Genomic DNA, 16,742 nt, shown 5'->3' with positions numbered 1-16,742 from the left:
AGACGCGGATGGCGCCGGCGCAGGCTATTGCAGGCTTTGCGTCAGTGCGCTGGACGCAGCATCCTGGCGGAACCGACGCACGCGCAGGAACGTGATGAAATTCGAGTCGTGCTGGCTTGCTGCGCCGCCTTCCGGGTCGTCGAACGACACGCGGAGCACTGCGACGAGGTCGCTGCCGTCGAATTGCCAGTCGACGTACTGGAAGCCGTGCCGTTTCGTGTCGGCGTGTTGCAACAGGATGCGCCGCGCGGTCCACTGCCGAAGATCGGGCGACGACAGCAGCACAAGCGTGTTGCGGACGCGTTCGAGGTTTATTCGCCCGACGCTTTTCGGCACCGCGTTCGTGATCGTCCAGTATTGCTTCGACTGCGGGTCGAAGCGAATCGTGAACTTCTTGCCGGCGCCCGGCAGGTCGACGAAATCGCGCGCCGGATCGAACGACAGCGTGCGGCCGTCGCCAATCGTCGTCACCAGCGCGGCCTTCTCCGGACCGTTCGCGGTGTTCACGCGCAGCATGACGACGGGCGCGGCGCCTTGCTGGCCGACCACGTTGCCTTCTTCCCACGACTGGAATTTGCCGTCGAGCCAGCGCTTGTCTGACGGCAGGTGCGTGGATACACGCCAGTTGCGGGCGTCCAGCAGGTCGCGATCGACCGGCGCGGACATCACCAGCGCGCGCAGGTCGCCGTCCTCGACACGCTCATACGCGCGCCAGACTCGTCCGCGATCGATGAGGACCGGTACCGGCCCGGTGATGAAGCGCCCCTGATACGGCAGCAGCCCGGTGGATGCGTCGACCGGCGTGGTCCACGATGCGCCGCCGTCGTCGGACCGGCGAATCGACGGCGTGCCCATCGCGCGGTTGGTACCCATCAGGTACAGCGTGCCGTTCAGCACGAACAGCGACGACCAGTACTGGTCCGGCACGTCGCCGAGCCTGGACCAGGTCGCGCCCTTGTCGTGCGACGTAAACACGGATACCCGATTCTGCGCCGAGGCGGCGCCGAACGTGTCGAGGCTCGCGATGTAGTCGCCGTTCGGCAACACCGCGAGCGACGGCGAACCGAGATACACGTGCGTGGCGGCATCGCTGTGCGCAATCACCTCGCCGGGCGGCGCGGGGACGGCTTGCGCGTGTGCTGCCGTCGCCGCGCAGCCAATGCACAGCGCAGCGATGAGCGACCGTCTCATCGCGCCCAGCGTCGGCGCACGTTGGTGTGATGTCATGTCAGGTGCGCGAGCGGCTTGCCGCCGGACGCGTTTGGGAGGGGACGGGCAACCGCGCGCCGGTGCGGCGCGTCCTGGTCGGCCAGCACGACGAACAGCAGGATGGTGAGCCAGAGCATGCCATAGAGCACGTGATACTTGAACAGCAGGATCGGCAGCAGGTAGAGCAGATACTTGCGCCGGACCTTGTGACGGAACAGCATGACGAGCGTACCGAAGAACACGACGAAGCCGGCGACGCCCGCGGCGAACACGAGGTAAATGTAGAACGAGCTGTCCCGCACCTGATAGCCGCGCAGGTGCGTTTTCCCGACGTTGTTGCGTTCATCCCAGAACAGGCCGCCGCCGAACACGCCCGCGACCACGTCGCGCTCGGACAGCTCGGTCAGCACGAGCGTACGGCTGCCGACCGCATCGTAGTCGACCGACTGGTTCACGCGCTGGTCGTACACGCTGTAGAGCCAGGGCACGCAGGCGAGCGCGACGACGACGACGGCGATCCGGGTCCGCAACCGGCCGCGCCCGGTGAGCACGTGCAGCCCGCACAGCGCGGCGCAGACGGCCATCGACGCGACCGAGAAGCTGAGCAGCGCGGTGGCGAACCCGACGACAGGCGCGAGCGTGATGCGTCGCTGCGACAGCAGCAGGACCACCGCGCTCGGGATGACCGTCATCGCATAGAACGACGGTTCGGAAAACAGGCCCAGCGCGCGGATCGAAATCAGGCTGTCGGTCAGTGCCTTGGTCGCGTAGAGCGCTTCGGAGTCGGCTTCGCGCACATAGCTGTCGAAGTCGATGAATGTGCCGGTGCCGAGGTAATAGACGAGCTGAAACGTGAAGAACGCGGCGTGGACGTAGATGAGCGTCTTGCACGCGGTATCGAGCGATTCCCGCGTGAGCACGCCGCCGGCGAACATCCAGTAGCTCAGCGCGACGTACGTCTGGATCAGCACGAACTTGATGAAGAAGTTCACGTAGAAATCGCCGAACGCGGACAGGATGAACGCGAGGCACGTGCTGATCAGCCAGTACGTGCAAACCGGAAACAGGTGCCGCTGCCGGTTCATTAGTGTCGGCGCGCGCAGAAAGGCAAGCGCGCAGAGCAGGAAATACGCGGCGAAGGTCGCCCGCACGCTGAACGCGTTGAGCGAGAAGAACAGTACGCTGGCTGAGAAGAGCAAGGTCGACATTCGTGCGCCCGATCGGAAACTCCGGATTCGCTGCGTGCCGGCCGTTCCGGCGCCGCGCGAAGAGATGCCGTGCGATGCGGGGCAAGATGCCTGTCGGGCAGGGCTGTCTTGCGCGCCGGTTCGCACGCGGAACACGCGCCCGTCGTTTGGGACGAAAGCGATTCCGGCGATCAATCATAGAGGGTTGGACGGCCGGGCGAGTCGCGTTGTCCGATTCGTGCGGCATCCTGTCTTTTTTAGACGGGGTCAGCGGAGCGAGGTGTGCGTCGGGTGGCCGGTCGGGCTCGGTCGCGCGGCATCGCGACGTGTTGTGAGGTCCGGCCGTGCGCGACCGCATCCGTTAAGGCTGCAGCGCGTACCGCCCGCACAGAAACGGCGAATACATCTCGATCGCCGCCTGAATCGGCGCATGACGGCCATACGCGACGGCCGACACGGCCAGCAGCGAGCCTGCGACGAGCGCGCGATACCGCGCGTCGACGCGCGGCGCGCCATGCCGCCACACGAACGCCAGCGCGACCGCCGAGCCGAGGAGCCAGCCGGCGACGACTTCCGACGGCGTGTGTGCGTCGTCGAACACGCGTGAGACACCGATCAGCGCGCCGAGCCCGAGCCCGAGCCCGAGCCCGAGCCCGAGCCCGAGCCCGAGCCCGAGCCCGAGCCCGAGCGATTGCGACGTGCTCGCCCGTAGTTGCGCGCCGCCGCTCAGTGCCAGCATGCACGTCATCGGCCAGACCGCCGACGCAAGCATCGTATGCCCGCTGATCACACGGAAATCGATCGCGCGGATCTGGATCCCGCAGCCCGCGTACAGCATTTTGGTGGCGCCGACCAGCGCCATGCCGGCCGCGAGCATCAGTGCCCATGATGCCGCGTGATGCCGTCCAGCCGTCGAGCGCGTGAGCCAGGCGATGCACACGACGGCAAGCGGCAACGTCATCGCGGCGTCACCGAGATCGCTGATGGCCGTCCACATGACTGGGTTCGTGACGGCCGCTCGGTCAGGCGGCCTGCAGCGCCGACATGCGCGTGGCCAGATAGCTTTCGAAATCCGCGGCCACTTCCGGATGCCGCAGCGCGAACTCGACCGTCGCCTTCAGATACCCGAGCTTGCTGCCGCAATCGAAGCGCGTACCGTCGTAGCGATGGGCGAGCACCTGCTCGTCCGACAGCAGCGACTCGATCGCGTCCGTCAGCTGCAGTTCGCCGCCGGCACCGGGCCGCAGCGCGCGCAGATGCTCGAACACCTTCGGCTTCAGCACGTAGCGGCCGACCACGCCGAAATTCGACGGCGCCTTCTCGGGCTCCGGTTTCTCGACGATCCCGGACAGCTTGAACAGGTTGTCCTCCCAGCGCTTGCCGTCGATCACGCCGTACGACTTCGATGCCTCGGGCGCGATTTCCTCCACGCCGATCACCGACGCGTGATAGTGATCGAACACGTTGATCATCTGGCGCAGCACGGGCGTCGGGCCGTCGAGCAGGTCGTCGGCGAGGATCACCGCGAACGGCTGGTTGCCGACCAGCTTCTCCGCACACAGCACCGCATGGCCGAGCCCCAGTGCTTCGGCCTGGCGCACGTAGAAGCAGTCGACGTGGCTCGGCTTGATGCTGCGCACCAGCGACAGCAGCTTCTCCTTGCCGCGTGCCTCGAGTTCGGCCTCGATCTCGTAGGACTTGTCGAAGTGGTCTTCGATCGCGCGCTTGCTGCGGCCGGTCACGAAAATCATTTCGGTGATGCCCGCAGCGATCGCTTCCTCGACCGCATATTGAATCAGGGGCTTGTCCACGACCGGCAGCATTTCTTTCGGGCTGGCCTTGGTCGCAGGCAGAAATCGCGTGCCGAGACCGGCGACCGGGAATACGGCTTTCGTCACTTTCAACATGATTGTCGGATTCCATGCGTTCAGGATCAGGCATCAACGATGCCGAGAAAAGAGCGGTGATGCGTACATGCCATCATCGTTCGCCGGTACCGTATCGTTCGCGCAATGGGAATCGCGCGCCGTTCGGAAATCGTATGGGTGTTCCGGTTTCAGGTGGTGACCGAATATAGGCAGAATCCGACAGCAACGAATCGTGACGAATTGCGCTTTGCAAGCGCCGATTTCATGAATGTCGGATGCCGTCTAGGAATTGTCGGCATGACATCGATTGCATGACGTAGATTCAGGCATTCACTACCGGGCGGCCGGTCACGGTGCCGCGCGCGCGGCGCGCACGGACCTCGCTGTCGGCTCAGGAGCAGTCATGACCGGACAGGGCGATATCTTCGATGCAATCGCGGAATTCAACCGTGCATATCTTGTGCTCGCGCAGCGCATGTTGCGTATCGACTATGAGCAGGCCAAGCGGAAATTGGGCATTTCGGATGAAATTGCCGCATCGATCGGCGCGTTGACGCTGGATCAGATCGATGAACTCGCGGTCCGCGGTGAATTGGTGTGTGAATTTCGCGCCGAAGACGCGCCGGGCCGCGCGTGATCAGCTTTCCGGTTTTCCCGAATGGGCGTTCGACTCACGGCTTTCAAGTGGATTGCCTCGTGGCAATCCCGCGTCCATTCGGTCTTTTATCACGCATGAAAATGTGGAGGAACCGCATGTCCGGTTATCTCGAATTGAAGGCGCAAGCCGATGAATTGATGAAGCGCGTCGAGGAAGCCCGACTTGCCGAACTCGAAGCTGTCATTCAGGAGATTCGCACCCGGGTCGCCGATTACGGCCTGACCGCCAGCCAGATCTTCGGCCGCCACGGCGGCACCGCAAGAACGTCTCGACGAAAGAGTACATCGGCGCCCCGATATCGCGATCCGAAGACTGGTGCGACGTGGAGCGGGCGCGGTCGCGAACCGCGCTGGATAAAAGGCGGCCGTCGCGAGCGGTTTCTGATCGAGCGCAATCCCGCTTGAGGAGCGTGTGTAAAGCGGTGCAGCGGGGCGTTGCATGACGCTCGCCTCGCGCGACCGAGGCCACTGCGGCCCCCCCAGCGTTCTACCGCGGTCCATGCGACCACCAACTCGAGACATCAACGGAAAACGATTGTCACGCGTAGCACGCGCGTGGACTGCATGTCAGCCAAAGCTCCCTCTATGTCCCAATGACACCATGGAGGTGTTCGAATGCTTCGTATTCGACGCCAAGCCGAGGTAGGTCGGCGGACGGGTGCCTGAACAAGCGATTGGCGGATATGTCCGATAGTTTGGCGTTTTTTGGCTAGACATCGAACCCCATTAGTACTCCCGGATTCAATACGATGTGCGCAAATGCTGTTGCAACGCTGTCCGCGCGCGAAGCACATGATGCGGTCACGCCAATCGATATTTTTCACCGGGGATCCGTCGTCCATGCAGGGAATTCTGGAGCATCTTCTTGAGCGTCAGGTGTCGCATCAATGGCGCGGATTCATGGAGGCACTGGCCGGCGAATTCACCGAACAACTCGACCGGGACGAACTGAGGCAATTGATGGCGCGCGTCGGCATGCGCTTCGCGGCCGCGCATCCGCTCGGCCCGTGTGAGTCGACGGACGATCTCGCGGACGCATTGAATGCCCGCTGGCGCGACATGCAGTGGGGTTACGCCGAACTGTCCGACGAACACGAATTCCTGCGCATCGTCCATTACGCCGCGCCGTTGCGCGCGCTCGGCGATGACCATCTCGCCTGGTCCTCGGCTTTTCTGCAGGGTGCTTACCAGGGCTGGTTCGACAGCGTCGGCGCGACGGGCCTGCGCGTCGCGCAGGACATCGCGCCCACGGACGATTCGCGAATCGAACTGCGCGTGGCGCGGGCACGGAACTGAGCGGCCCGGTCGACCGGAATTTCCGCAATAACAAATTGGCACGCTATGTCGACCTCACGGGATATCGAATCGTTGTTCAAGCGTTTTGGCGGTGATGCCGACCGCTATCAGGAAGTCCGTGCCGAGGTCGACGCCGAAATGGCGCGCGTGCGTTGGCCGTTGCTCGGCGGTGTCGAGTTGCGTGACAGCGATCTGCAAGGGCAATCGGACTCGGGGACACTGGAGAACGGGTCGAGCCCGAGCAATGCCGTGATCACCGACACACGCGCGCCGCTTGCGCCGGATGCCGGCAGGCGGGATCACCCCCCGGGCTCGCTGAAGAAACTGATCGGCAAGCCGGCGGCGTCGGACAGTACGAGTACGGGCGCGCAAGACTCACCGCAGCCGCTGGTTCGGCTGTTCGAGCGGTTGCGAGCCGAGACGCAGGGCGAGGAGCCGAAGAAGCCGTCGGTGTGGACGGGCCGTTCGTGAAGATCGTCGCGATTGCTTCGGCAAAGGGCGGTGTCGGCAAGACGACGCTGGCGGCGAACCTCGCGGCCGTGATGGCGGCGTCGCGGCGGCGCGTGAGCATCGTGGATCTCGATCCGCAGAATGCGCTGAAGCTGCATTTCGGCGTGCCACTCGAGATGACCGAAGGGCTTGCCGGCGCCGCGCTGAACGGGCTGAGCTGGCCGGCAGCGGTCGTCGACGGGATCACGATCATGCCGTTCGGGGTGGTCAGCGAAGCGGATCAGCGTCGCTTCGAGCGACTGCTGGACCACGATCCTTCGTGGCTCGCGCGCGGGCTTGCGGCGCTTGAGCTCGGCGATGACGACATCGTGATCCTCGATACGCCGCCGGGCACCTCGGTCTACATGCGCGCTGCGCTGACGGCCGCGCATTTCGTGCTCAATGTCGTGCTTGCCGATGCGGCGTCGTACGCGACGATCCCGCAGATGCGGCGGATGCTGGACGTCTACGCAGCGACCCGCGCGGACTTCCTGGGCGACGGCTATGTGGTCAATCAGGTCGATCAGTCGCGGGTACTGGGCCGCGATGTGCTGCGCGTGCTGTGCGACAGTCTCGGCGCGGCGCGGTTCGGCGGTGTGATTCATGCGGATCAAGGGGTCGCGGAATCGCTCGCGTGCCGGACGACCGTGAATCGCTACGATCCGCGTTCGCAGGCGGCCGCCGATCTGAACGCGTGCGGCGCTTGGCTCGAGCGCGTGCTCGAGCGGCGTGACACCGCGCGGAGTGTCGCTTGAGCGCCCGCGGGGACGCTGCGCAACCCTCGGCGGTCGATCGGTTCGTCGACACGCTGCCCGGGAACCGCTGGTTCGTCGCGCTGCCGGCGGCCGCATGCGCATTGCTGGCGTTGTACTTCGTGTGTACCGTGCCGCTCGACAATATCGGGCAGCTCGTGCTTGCCACCTGCTGCATCGTATGTTCATTGCTGCTACGGCGCCTGGATGGCCGCTACGCGACGCTCGTCATGATCGTGCTGTCGGTGGCGGCCACCGGCCGGTACATGTACTGGCGGCTGTCCGACACGCTGCTGTGGCTGCATCCACTCGACGCGGTGTGGGGCATGCTGCTCATGGCTGCCGAAGTCTATGCGGCGGCGGTGCTGCTTCTCGGCTACTTTCAGACCGCGTGGCCGCTCGGGCGCAAGCCGCTGCCATTGCCCGCGTCGCGCGCGCATTGGCCGAGCGTCGACGTGTTCATTCCGACGTACAACGAACCGTTGAGCGTCGTCAAACCGACCATCTACGCGGCACTCGCGTTGGATTACCCGGCCGACAAGCTGTCGATTCACGTGCTGGACGATGGACGCCGCACGGAATTCCGCACGTTTTGCGAGTCCGTCGGCGTGCACTGGACGACCCGCGATCACAATCGCCATGCCAAGGCCGGCAACCTCAACGAAGCGCTGAAGATCACCGACGGGGAATACGTCGCGATCTTCGATTGCGATCACGTGCCGACGCGTTCGTTCCTGCAGGTCGGTCTCGGCTGGTTCCTTCGAGATCCGAAGCTGTCCTTGCTCCAGACGCCGCATCATTTCTTTTCGCCGGATCCGTTCGAGCGCAATCTCGGCATTTTCAGGGAGGTGCCGAATGAAGGCGAATTGTTCTACGGGCTGGTGCAGGACGGCAACGATCTCTGGAATGCCACGTTTTTCTGCGGATCGTGCGCGCTGCTGCGCCGCGCGATGGTGGAGGAGATCGGCGGCATCGCGACGGAGACCGTGACCGAGGACGCGCACACCGCGCTCAAGCTGCATCGCCGCGGCTATACGACCGCTTATCTGGCGATCCCGCAGGCGGCGGGGCTTGCTACCGAGAGCCTGACCGGCCACATCGGCCAGCGAATCCGCTGGGCGCGCGGCATGACGCAGATATTCCGCATCGACAACCCGTTGTTCGGGCCCGGGCTGACGCTGGGCCAGCGACTGTGCTACCTGAACGCGATGATGCATTTCTTCTACGGCATCCCGCGGCTCGTGTTCCTGACCGCACCGTTGTCGTTCCTGTTCTTCAACGCGCACGTGATCCATGCGTCCGCGACGATGCTTGCGCTCTATGCGCTGCCTCACGTCGTCCACGCGAACGTGACGAATTCGCGGATGCAGAGCCGGTTCCGGCATTCTTTCTGGGCCGAAGTGTACGAGGCTGTGCTGGCGTCGTATATCGCGTTGCCGACGTTGCTCGCGCTGATCAACCCGCGGCTGGGCAAGTTCAACGTGACGGCCAAGGGCGGGAAAATCGACCACGGCTACTTCGATTGGGCTGTGTCGAAACGGTATCTGAGCCTGGTGATCCTGAACGTGATCGGCCTTGCGATCGGCATCCTGAACCTGTCGCTGAACCGTCATGTCGGCAGCGAAGTCCAGACGACGGCGTTCAACCTGGCGTGGACGACCTACAACATCCTGATTCTGGGCCTCGCCGTCGCGGCGTCGAACGAACGCCGGCAGGTACGCGTTTCTCATCGCGTCGCGGCGCGCATTCCGGTGATGCTGCGGTTCGGGAACGGCCGGACACTGGCATGCGAAACGCGTGACTACTCGGAGGGCGGCATTGGCGTCGTCGTCCCCGACGATGCGCGCATTCCGGGCGGCGAAGCGGTGACGGTGTCGCTGTTTCGCGGTGTCGACGAGTACGCATTTCCCGCGACGATCGAGCATGTCGGAACGGGGCGTGTCGGCATCCGGTTCAAGAGCCTGTCGCAACAGCAGGAGTTCGATCTCGTCAGTTCGACTTTTTCCCGCGCGGACGCATGGGTCGGCTGGACGGACGGCCGCCGGCCCGATTCGCCGCCGCGTGCGTTCCTGCATCTCGCGAAAGTCGGCGTGCACGGCTTCCTTCGCGTGACCGCACGCCTGTATGCGGACCTGCGCATGCTCGGGCGCGGCGGTCGCCACAACGATAAAAAATAACGTGAGGTCGGAAAGCATGACGTGGACGTCGCGACAGCGCGGCAGCACGCGCCGCAAGGCGTGCATTTCGCAGGGCGTGGTTGCCGCGGTTTCTGCCCGTATCGGGCGGCACGCGCGCGTGTCGCGCGGGATGCTGTCGTTCATGCTCTGGGCCGTGGCGAGCGGCATCGCATCGGGCGGCGGAGTATCGGCCGCCGAGATGCAGGCGCCGCGCGCGGTGCGGGCGGCGGATGGCGCGATGTCGTCGGGCGACGAGGCGCCGCCGTCGCGGGTCGTACCCGTCGGGCCCGCCACGGCGCGCCCGACGCTGCTCGCCGAGCCGGTTCCGGCGGCCGACATCGAGCGCCGCCGCTTCGGCGTGCTGCCGACCACCGCCGAGCCCGGCACGCTCGTGCCCGGCGGCCGGCGTCAGGCACTGACGTTCGCGGATCTCGGCGCGCGCGATCCGCTGCAGCTGCGGGGCACCGACGGCCAGAACGGCATCGCGTTCTCGGTCCGTCGCGACGAGGTCGTCACGGCTGCGACGCTGCATCTGATTTACAGCTACTCGCCCGCGCTGCTGCCGACTCTGTCGCAGCTCAAGGTGCTGGTCAACGGCGAAGTGGCGGCGACGCTGCCGTTGCCTGCCGCTCAAGGCGGGATGACGGTTGCACGCGACGTGCTGATCGATCCGCGCTTCGTCACCGAATACAACCATCTCAACGTTCAGCTGATCGGTCATTACACGAACGATTGCGAGAATCCGGCGAGCTCCTCGCTGTGGGCAACGGTGAGCAATGCGAGCCGGCTCGACCTGACCTATGCGGCGCTGCCCGAACGGCCGGAGCTTGGTGTCCTGCCCGCGCCGTTCTTCGATTCGCGGGACGTCCGCCGGCTCGAGCTGCCGTTCGCATTCGCCGCGCGACCGCCGCGGGAGACGCTGGAAGCGGCGGGTATCGTCGCTTCGTGGTTCGGCGCGCTGGTCTCGTATCGCGGTGCGCGGTTTCCGGTCCGGCCCGGCGGCCTGCCCGAATCGGGCAATGCCGTGGTGTTCGCGACGCCCGGCGATCGTCTGGACGGCGTGACGCTGCCTGCAATCGACGGACCGACGCTGGCCGTCGCCGAGCGGCAGGCGCCAGCCCAGGGCCGACTCTTGCTGGTGCTCGGTCGAACGCCGGCCGAAGTGAAGGTTGCCGCGCTTGCGCTCGCGCTCGGCAGCAAGACGCTTGCAGGCACGCAGGCCACGGTGAGCCGGGCGGCGAACGTCGCGCCGCGCGTGCCGTACGACGCGCCGAACTGGCTGTCGTCGACCCACCCGGTGCGGATCGGCGACCTGCTCGACGGGCGCGCGCTCAGCGTGTCCGGATACGACGCGGGCGCGATTCGGCTCGACCTGCGCGTGGCGCCCGATCTGTTCACATGGGATACGCGCGGCGCGCCGATCGACCTGCGTTATCGATACACGCCGACGTTGCGCGCCGATCGCTCGTCGCTCAACCAGAGCGTCGGCGACACGTTCGTGAAGGCGCTGCCGATTCCGACGCGGGAAACGTCCCGCTGGAGCCTGAGTCGCTACCTGCCGTTCATCGCCAACGGCATCGACCGCGCGACGCTGCACGTGCCGCCGCTGCTGCTGACGCCGCGCACGCAACTGCAGCTGCACTTCTTCTACGAGATCCCGGATATGGGCAGATGCACGGGGCGGCTGCTGCAGAACGTCGCGGGGTCGATCGACCCGGACTCGACGATCGACGTGTCGTCGTTTTCGCACTACAAGGCGCTGCCCGACCTCGCCGCGTTCGCAAACAGCGGCTTTCCGTTCACGCGGATGGCCGACTTGTCGGACACGGCCGTCGTGCTGCCTGCCGAGCCGACCCCGGACGTCTACGGTCTGTACCTGCTCGTGATGGGCCGCATGGGCGTGTCGACGGGGTATCCGGTCACCGGCGTGACGGTAACGGACGCCAGCGGTGTCGGCGCGTTCGCGTCCAAGGACCTGCTGATTCTCGGCGCGCCGGATACCCAGCCGCTGCTGACTCGCTGGGCGGCGCACATGCCGTTCGGCACGGATCGCGACGACGGCATCTTCGGACGCGCCGAGGCGGCGCAGTCGCCTCGCGCCGAGCGCGAACGCGTGCGTGCCGGCCTCTCGATCGTCTCGGACGGCACGAGCGCGCTGATTGCCGGCTTCGAATCGCCGTTGGGCAAGACGCGCAGCGCCGTCGCGTTGATCAGCGCGACCGGGCATGCGGATGACGTGCTCGGCCGCGCGCTGCTCGACGACGACATGCTTACGTTGATCCAGGGCGCGATGGTTGTGATTCGCGATCGCACCGTCTCGGTGACGTCGAACGAAACGTCGTATCACGTCGGTGCGCTGCCGCCGTTCACGTACCTGCGCAGGATGCTGTCGGAACGCCCGCTGCTGCTTGTGCTGTTCAACGTGCTGGCCGCGTTCGTCGCGGCGGCGCTCTTCTATCGTCTGCTCCGTGCGCGCGCGGCGCGCCGGCTGAAGGAATGACATGCGAAACCGATGGTTACGCGGGCTCGGCGTCGCCCGCGCGGGCGGTGTCGCGAGTCTCCTGCTCGCGTTGGTCCTGCCGCATGCGGAGGCTGCCGGCAGCGACGCGCTGAAGGTGCTCCTCGATCAGGGTCGATACTGGCAGGCCCACGGTCGAGGCGATCTTGCGGCTCAAGCGTGGAAGAAGGTGCTGGGCGTCGACCCGAATCAACCGGACGCGCTGTTCGGCATGGGCATGGTGCTCGCCGATCGCAAGGACGTCGACGGCGCGCGCCGCTACCTCGAACAGTTGCGCCGTATCGCTCCCGGCTTTGCGCAGATCGACGAGCTTGGCCGGCGCCTGGGCGACGCGAGTGCGTGGGACGGCGCGATCAGCGACGCCCGCAGCCTCGCGCAAGCGGGGCAGAGCGCACTGGCCGCGCGCGAGTATCAGCGTGCGCTGCAAGGTGCGCCGTCGTCGCCGGCACTGCAGCTCGAGTACTTCCAGGCGCTCGCGGCCACGCCGAGCGGATGGAGCGAAGCGCGGCACGGCCTGGAACGTCTCGCGCGCGACAACCCTGACGATCCGCGCTACGCGCTCGCGTATGCCCAACACTTGACCTATCGCGACGCGACGCGCCGCGACGGCATCGCGCGGCTCGAACAGCTGTCCGCCGACGGGAAAGTCGGGAAGGCGGCGCGCCAGAGTTGGCGGCAGGCGCTGCTCTGGCTCGCGGCAAGGCCGTCGGATCAGGCGCGCTATCTCGCCTACCTGAAGGTGGTGCCCGACGATCCTCCCGTCAAGGCGCGCTACGACAGCATGGTACGACAGGATCAAACCGGGCGCGAGGACGACCAGCGCGACGCGTCGAACGAAGCGCGCGGCCGCGCGATCGAGGACGGCTTCGCGTCACTCCAGCGCGGCGATCTCGACGCGGCGCGGGCCCGTTTCAACGCCGTGCTCGACAAGTTGCCGAACGACAGCGACGCACTGGGCGGTCGCGGCATCGTCGAACTGAAGCAGGAGCGCTTTGCGCAGGCGCGAAGCGATCTGGAGCGCGCGTCGCGAGGCGGGAATGCGGCGCGCTGGCGATCGGCGCTGGGTAGCGCGACATACTGGTCCTACACGAGCGAGGCGCTGGGCGCGCAAAGCAACGGCGACTTCGCCAAGGCGAAAGCGCTGTTCGAGCGCGCGATTCTGGCCGATCCGTCGAACGTCACCGCGCAGGTGATGCTCGGCGACGCGCTGCTGGAGAATCGCGATGCGCGTGGCGCCGAGCAGGCGTACCGGATGGCGTTGCGGCGTCAGTCCGACAATCCGGACGCGATACGCGGCCTGGTCGGCGCGTTGGCCGCGGAGGGACGCGGCGACGAGGCGTTGCAGTTCGCGACGCAACTGAGCGCCGAGCAGCAATCGAAGGCCGGCGGCCTCGACCGGCTGCGTCGTACGGCCGAGGCGGCGCAGGCGCGGCAGGCCGAAGCGAGCGGCGACCTGGGCACGGCGCGCAGTCTGTTCGAGGATGCGCTTGCGGGCAGCCCGGACGATCCATGGCTGCGGCTGGATCTGGCACGCGTGTATGTCCGGCAGGGCGCGATCGCGTCGGCGCGCAGCATGATGGACGGGTTGCTGGCCGAGCGGCCCGACATGACCGACGCGCTCTACGCCGGCGCGCTGCTGGCGGAGCAGACGCAGGACTGGAGCGTCGGGCTGCAGCGGCTCGAGCGCATCCCGCCCGCGCAGCGCACGGCGGCGATGACGACGTTGCAGAACCGTCTCTGGGTCGGCCAGCAGGTTGCACTCGCGACGCGGATGGTGCGCGAGGGCCACCGTGCGCAGGCGCTCGGCGTGTTGCACGACGCCGAGGGAATCGGTCAGTCGGTGCCGCGGCTCGCGGCGCAGCTGTCGGCGGGCTATGCGCAAGCCGGCGACGTGTCGCGCGCGCTCTGGATCGTGCAGCGTGCGCTGGCCCGGGAGCCGGACAACGCACACTTGCTGCTGCAATATTCGCGGATTCTGCTGACCGTGCGCAACGATGTGCTTCTTGGCGACGCGATGCGCCGGCTTGCCGCGATGACGTTGTCGCCCGCGCAGCGGAGCGACTTCGAACGCCTGAACCTCGAGATCGTCGTGCGTCGCGCCGACGCGGTACGTCAGGAGGGCGACCTTGCCGGTGGCTATGCCGTCATCGCCCCCTGGCTGGCCGCGATGCCCGACAGTCCGGAGCTCCAGGGCGCGCTCGCGAGGCTGTATACATCGGCGGGCGACGCGCCGAACGCGCTGAAATGCTACCGGGTCGCACTGGCCCGCCGGCCCGACGATACGGGCTTGCTGGTCGCGGCGATCTATGCGGCGAGTGCCGCGAAGGCATGGCGCGATGGCGAAGCGTTTGCGGCCACCGCACTGCGTATTGCGCCCGACGACGCGGGGCTGCTTGCCGCGACTGGACGTCTGTATCGCGCGGAGGGGAATCTCTCGCTCGCCGCACAGTATCTGCAGCGTGCGCTGCTGGTCGCCAATACGCCGCCCCCGAGCAGCAAGCCGGCGCGGTCGAACGTTCCGCGCGGTTGGGAAGATGCGATGCGGCGCATCGGCGCGAACCCGCTGCCCGGTACCAATCCGTTCGAAGGCAAGACCGCCGTAGATGTCGAGCGTTCGTCGAACGGCGCCGGCTTCGGCACCGCGGTATCGCCGCTGCCGGCCATGCCTTCCTGGTCCACCCCGTCTTCTTCCGCTCCGACCGTGCCCTATACGATACCGCCCGCGACCTACGCCACACCGTCCGCCATGCCGGAAGCGCGCATGGCGCCGTCCGCCATCCCGCTGCAGCCGATCGCGCGCGATCCCGGCGGTTACGGCCAGGAGAGCGTTGGCGCGGGTGAATCGGGTGGGCCTGCGATCGCGCGGCCCTATCGGGAGCCTGCCGCCGACGTGCCGCCGGCGGGGGCGTTCGCCGGATGCGTGTCGCAGGTCGATTCGAACGACGACTGTGCCGGTTACGTCGCCACGCCGTGGCCGATGTCGCCGGCGTCGCGCGCCGCGGCGACGAGCGCATCGCCGATGGCATCCGCACCTTCCGCCCGGGCGAGCAGGCAGACGCGCGGCGCCACGAAGCCCGCCTCCGCGCGGTCGTCGGTTCCATTGCAGGCATACGGGCAGCCCGATGCGTCGCCTCGCTATATCCCGCAGCCGCCGGCCGGCTATGCGAGAAGCGCGATCGCGGCCCGCTCGCCGCAGCCGGATGCGGGCACGGACGCCGGTGGACAGATGCTCGATGTCGCGTCCGAGCTCGCGCAGGTGAACCGCGAGCAGGCTAGTACGGCGACCGGCGGCCTCGTGTTCCGAAACCGTACGGGCGAAGCGGGGCTATCGGGCCTCACCGATATCGAGGCGCCGCTGAAAGGGCGGATCGAGGCGGGCGACGGTCACATCGTCGTGACCGCCACCCCCGTCATGCTCGACGGCGCCAGCTCGGCCACCGATGTGCCGACCCTCGCCCGGTTCGGCGCGGGGCTCGCAATGGCGCCCGGCGGCGGCTCGCCGGGTTCCCAGACGGCGAGCGGCGTCGGTCTCTCCGCGGGCTATGAAGGCAAGCAATTGAAGGTCGATGTCGGCGCGACGCCGGTCGGGTTCCCGTACCAGGATATGGTCGGCGGCGCGAGCTACAACGGTGCCGTAACCGATCGGGCCGCCTACTCGCTGGCCGTCACGCGCCGCGCGGTGACCGACAGCGTGCTTTCGTTCGCGGGCGCGCGCGATGCGAGTGCCGGCCTCAAGTGGGGCGGCGTGATGCGCAGCGGCGCGCGTGGCGCGCTGAGCTGGGACGACGGCACCAGCGGCTTGTATGTCGAGGGTGCGTTCGACTACTACGACGGCCATCACGTGGAACGGAACTTCTCGGGAAAGGGGAGCGGCGGCGCCTATACGCGCCTGTTTCGCGACGCGGACCGGACGCTCACCGTGGGCGTCAATGCGACGTGGATGCGCTTCAGCAAGAACCAGTCGTATTTCACGTACGGCCAGGGCGGCTATTTCAGTCCGCAGCAGTATGTGATCCTGAACATACCGATCGAGTTTGCAGGGCGAACGGGTTCGTTTGCCTACGATCTGAACGGCTCATTCGGTGTCCAACATTACCGGCAGAACGCGGTGCCGTATTTCCCGCTCGATCCCGGCATGCAGGCGCAGGCGGCGGCGAACGCCGCCACCAGTCAAGCGGTGGGGCTCGACCCGGGGGCCGTGTATCCGGCACGCAGCAAGACGGGCGTTGCCTACTCGCTCGCCGCGCGCGGCGAATACCAGGTCGCTCCGCAGCTCGCCGTCGGCGGGACGGCATCGTTCGGCAACGCGTATCAGTATCGCGAGTGGACGGCGGCCGTCTACCTTCGCTACAGCTTCACGCCACAAAGCGGCGTGCCGCTGTTCCCGCCGCGCGCGTTCACGTCGCCGTATCTCGCGGAAGCCGATTGAACGGATTCGCTCGACTGCGCTGGGTGAGCACGTTAGTACGAATAGGGTGGGTGGAGCCATTCAGAAAGTTTCTATTGACTATCCGTCAATCGAGACGTTGATGCCGTGGCCGTAACATTCTTCCGGCTACTCCGCTCGGTGCCGACGTCGAGCGCACCGA

12 protein-coding genes are annotated in these 16,742 nt (G+C 66.6%); 8 read left to right on the top strand and 4 right to left on the bottom strand.

The features are described from left to right. Positions 1 to 24 precede the first annotated feature (24 nt). The 4 genes from DIE03_RS06515 to galU form a co-directional block, all read right to left on the bottom strand. Positions 25 to 1,191 carry a sialidase family protein gene (locus tag DIE03_RS06515; protein WP_185658117.1) on the bottom strand — a complete coding sequence of 389 codons (1,167 nt, stop codon included), beginning with the start codon at positions 1,189 to 1,191 and terminating at the stop codon, positions 25 to 27. A gap of 32 nt (positions 1,192 to 1,223) precedes the next feature. After that, positions 1,224 to 2,417 (bottom strand): hypothetical protein, encoded by a 1,194-nt coding sequence (locus DIE03_RS06510; RefSeq protein WP_124448608.1) that lies wholly within the window; start codon positions 2,415 to 2,417, stop codon positions 1,224 to 1,226. Positions 2,418 to 2,757: 340 nt separating this feature from the next. After that, a complete protein-coding gene (locus DIE03_RS06505; protein WP_124448606.1) occupies positions 2,758 to 3,393 on the bottom strand; it encodes a phosphatase PAP2 family protein in 636 nt (211 codons plus the stop codon). Between the two features lie 25 nt (positions 3,394 to 3,418). Then, positions 3,419 to 4,303 (bottom strand): UTP--glucose-1-phosphate uridylyltransferase GalU, encoded by an 885-nt coding sequence (gene galU, locus DIE03_RS06500; RefSeq protein WP_124448604.1) that lies wholly within the window; start codon positions 4,301 to 4,303, stop codon positions 3,419 to 3,421. Between the two features lie 364 nt (positions 4,304 to 4,667). Here galU and DIE03_RS06495 point away from each other — a divergent pair, with 364 nt between their 5' ends. From DIE03_RS06495 to DIE03_RS06460, 8 genes are all read left to right on the top strand, one after another. After that, entirely contained in the window at positions 4,668 to 4,901 is a 234-nt protein-coding gene (locus tag DIE03_RS06495) for a flagellar transcriptional regulator FlhD (protein ID WP_124448602.1), read from the top strand. A gap of 116 nt (positions 4,902 to 5,017) precedes the next feature. Further along, the gene (locus DIE03_RS06490) at positions 5,018 to 5,326 is read left to right on the top strand and encodes an H-NS family nucleoid-associated regulatory protein (protein ID WP_124448600.1); all 309 of its coding nucleotides are present in this window, start codon (positions 5,018 to 5,020) and stop codon (positions 5,324 to 5,326) included. Positions 5,327 to 5,761: 435 nt separating this feature from the next. Continuing rightward, positions 5,762 to 6,217 carry a cellulose biosynthesis protein BcsD gene (gene bcsD, locus DIE03_RS06485; RefSeq protein WP_124448862.1) on the top strand — a complete coding sequence of 152 codons (456 nt, stop codon included), beginning with the start codon at positions 5,762 to 5,764 and terminating at the stop codon, positions 6,215 to 6,217. A 45-nt stretch (positions 6,218 to 6,262) separates the two neighbouring features. Then, positions 6,263 to 6,688: a cellulose biosynthesis protein BcsP gene (bcsP, locus tag DIE03_RS06480; protein ID WP_124448598.1), complete on the top strand. Its 426-nt coding sequence runs from the start codon at positions 6,263 to 6,265 to the stop codon at positions 6,686 to 6,688. Further along, positions 6,685 to 7,461: a cellulose biosynthesis protein BcsQ gene (bcsQ, locus tag DIE03_RS06475; protein ID WP_124448860.1), complete on the top strand. Its 777-nt coding sequence runs from the start codon at positions 6,685 to 6,687 to the stop codon at positions 7,459 to 7,461. The genes bcsP and bcsQ overlap by 4 nt, the downstream gene beginning before the upstream one ends. Next, positions 7,458 to 9,635 carry a UDP-forming cellulose synthase catalytic subunit gene (gene bcsA / locus DIE03_RS06470; RefSeq protein ID WP_124448596.1) on the top strand — a complete coding sequence of 726 codons (2,178 nt, stop codon included), beginning with the start codon at positions 7,458 to 7,460 and terminating at the stop codon, positions 9,633 to 9,635. The genes bcsQ and bcsA overlap by 4 nt, the downstream gene beginning before the upstream one ends. A gap of 16 nt (positions 9,636 to 9,651) precedes the next feature. Next, entirely contained in the window at positions 9,652 to 12,135 is a 2,484-nt protein-coding gene (gene bcsB / locus DIE03_RS06465; RefSeq protein WP_124448594.1) for a cellulose biosynthesis cyclic di-GMP-binding regulatory protein BcsB, read from the top strand. A 1-nt stretch (position 12,136) separates the two neighbouring features. Next, on the top strand, positions 12,137 to 16,582 hold the full coding sequence (locus DIE03_RS06460) for a cellulose biosynthesis protein BcsC (protein WP_124448593.1): 4,446 nt from the start codon (positions 12,137 to 12,139) through the stop codon (positions 16,580 to 16,582). Positions 16,583 to 16,742 lie beyond the last annotated feature (160 nt).

The organism is Burkholderia sp. Bp8992 (assembly GCF_003853705.1).
Taxonomy (GTDB): domain Bacteria; phylum Pseudomonadota; class Gammaproteobacteria; order Burkholderiales; family Burkholderiaceae; genus Burkholderia.
The sequence above is the reverse complement of the archived record's forward strand: the minus strand, read 5'-3'. Positions and strand labels throughout refer to the sequence as shown.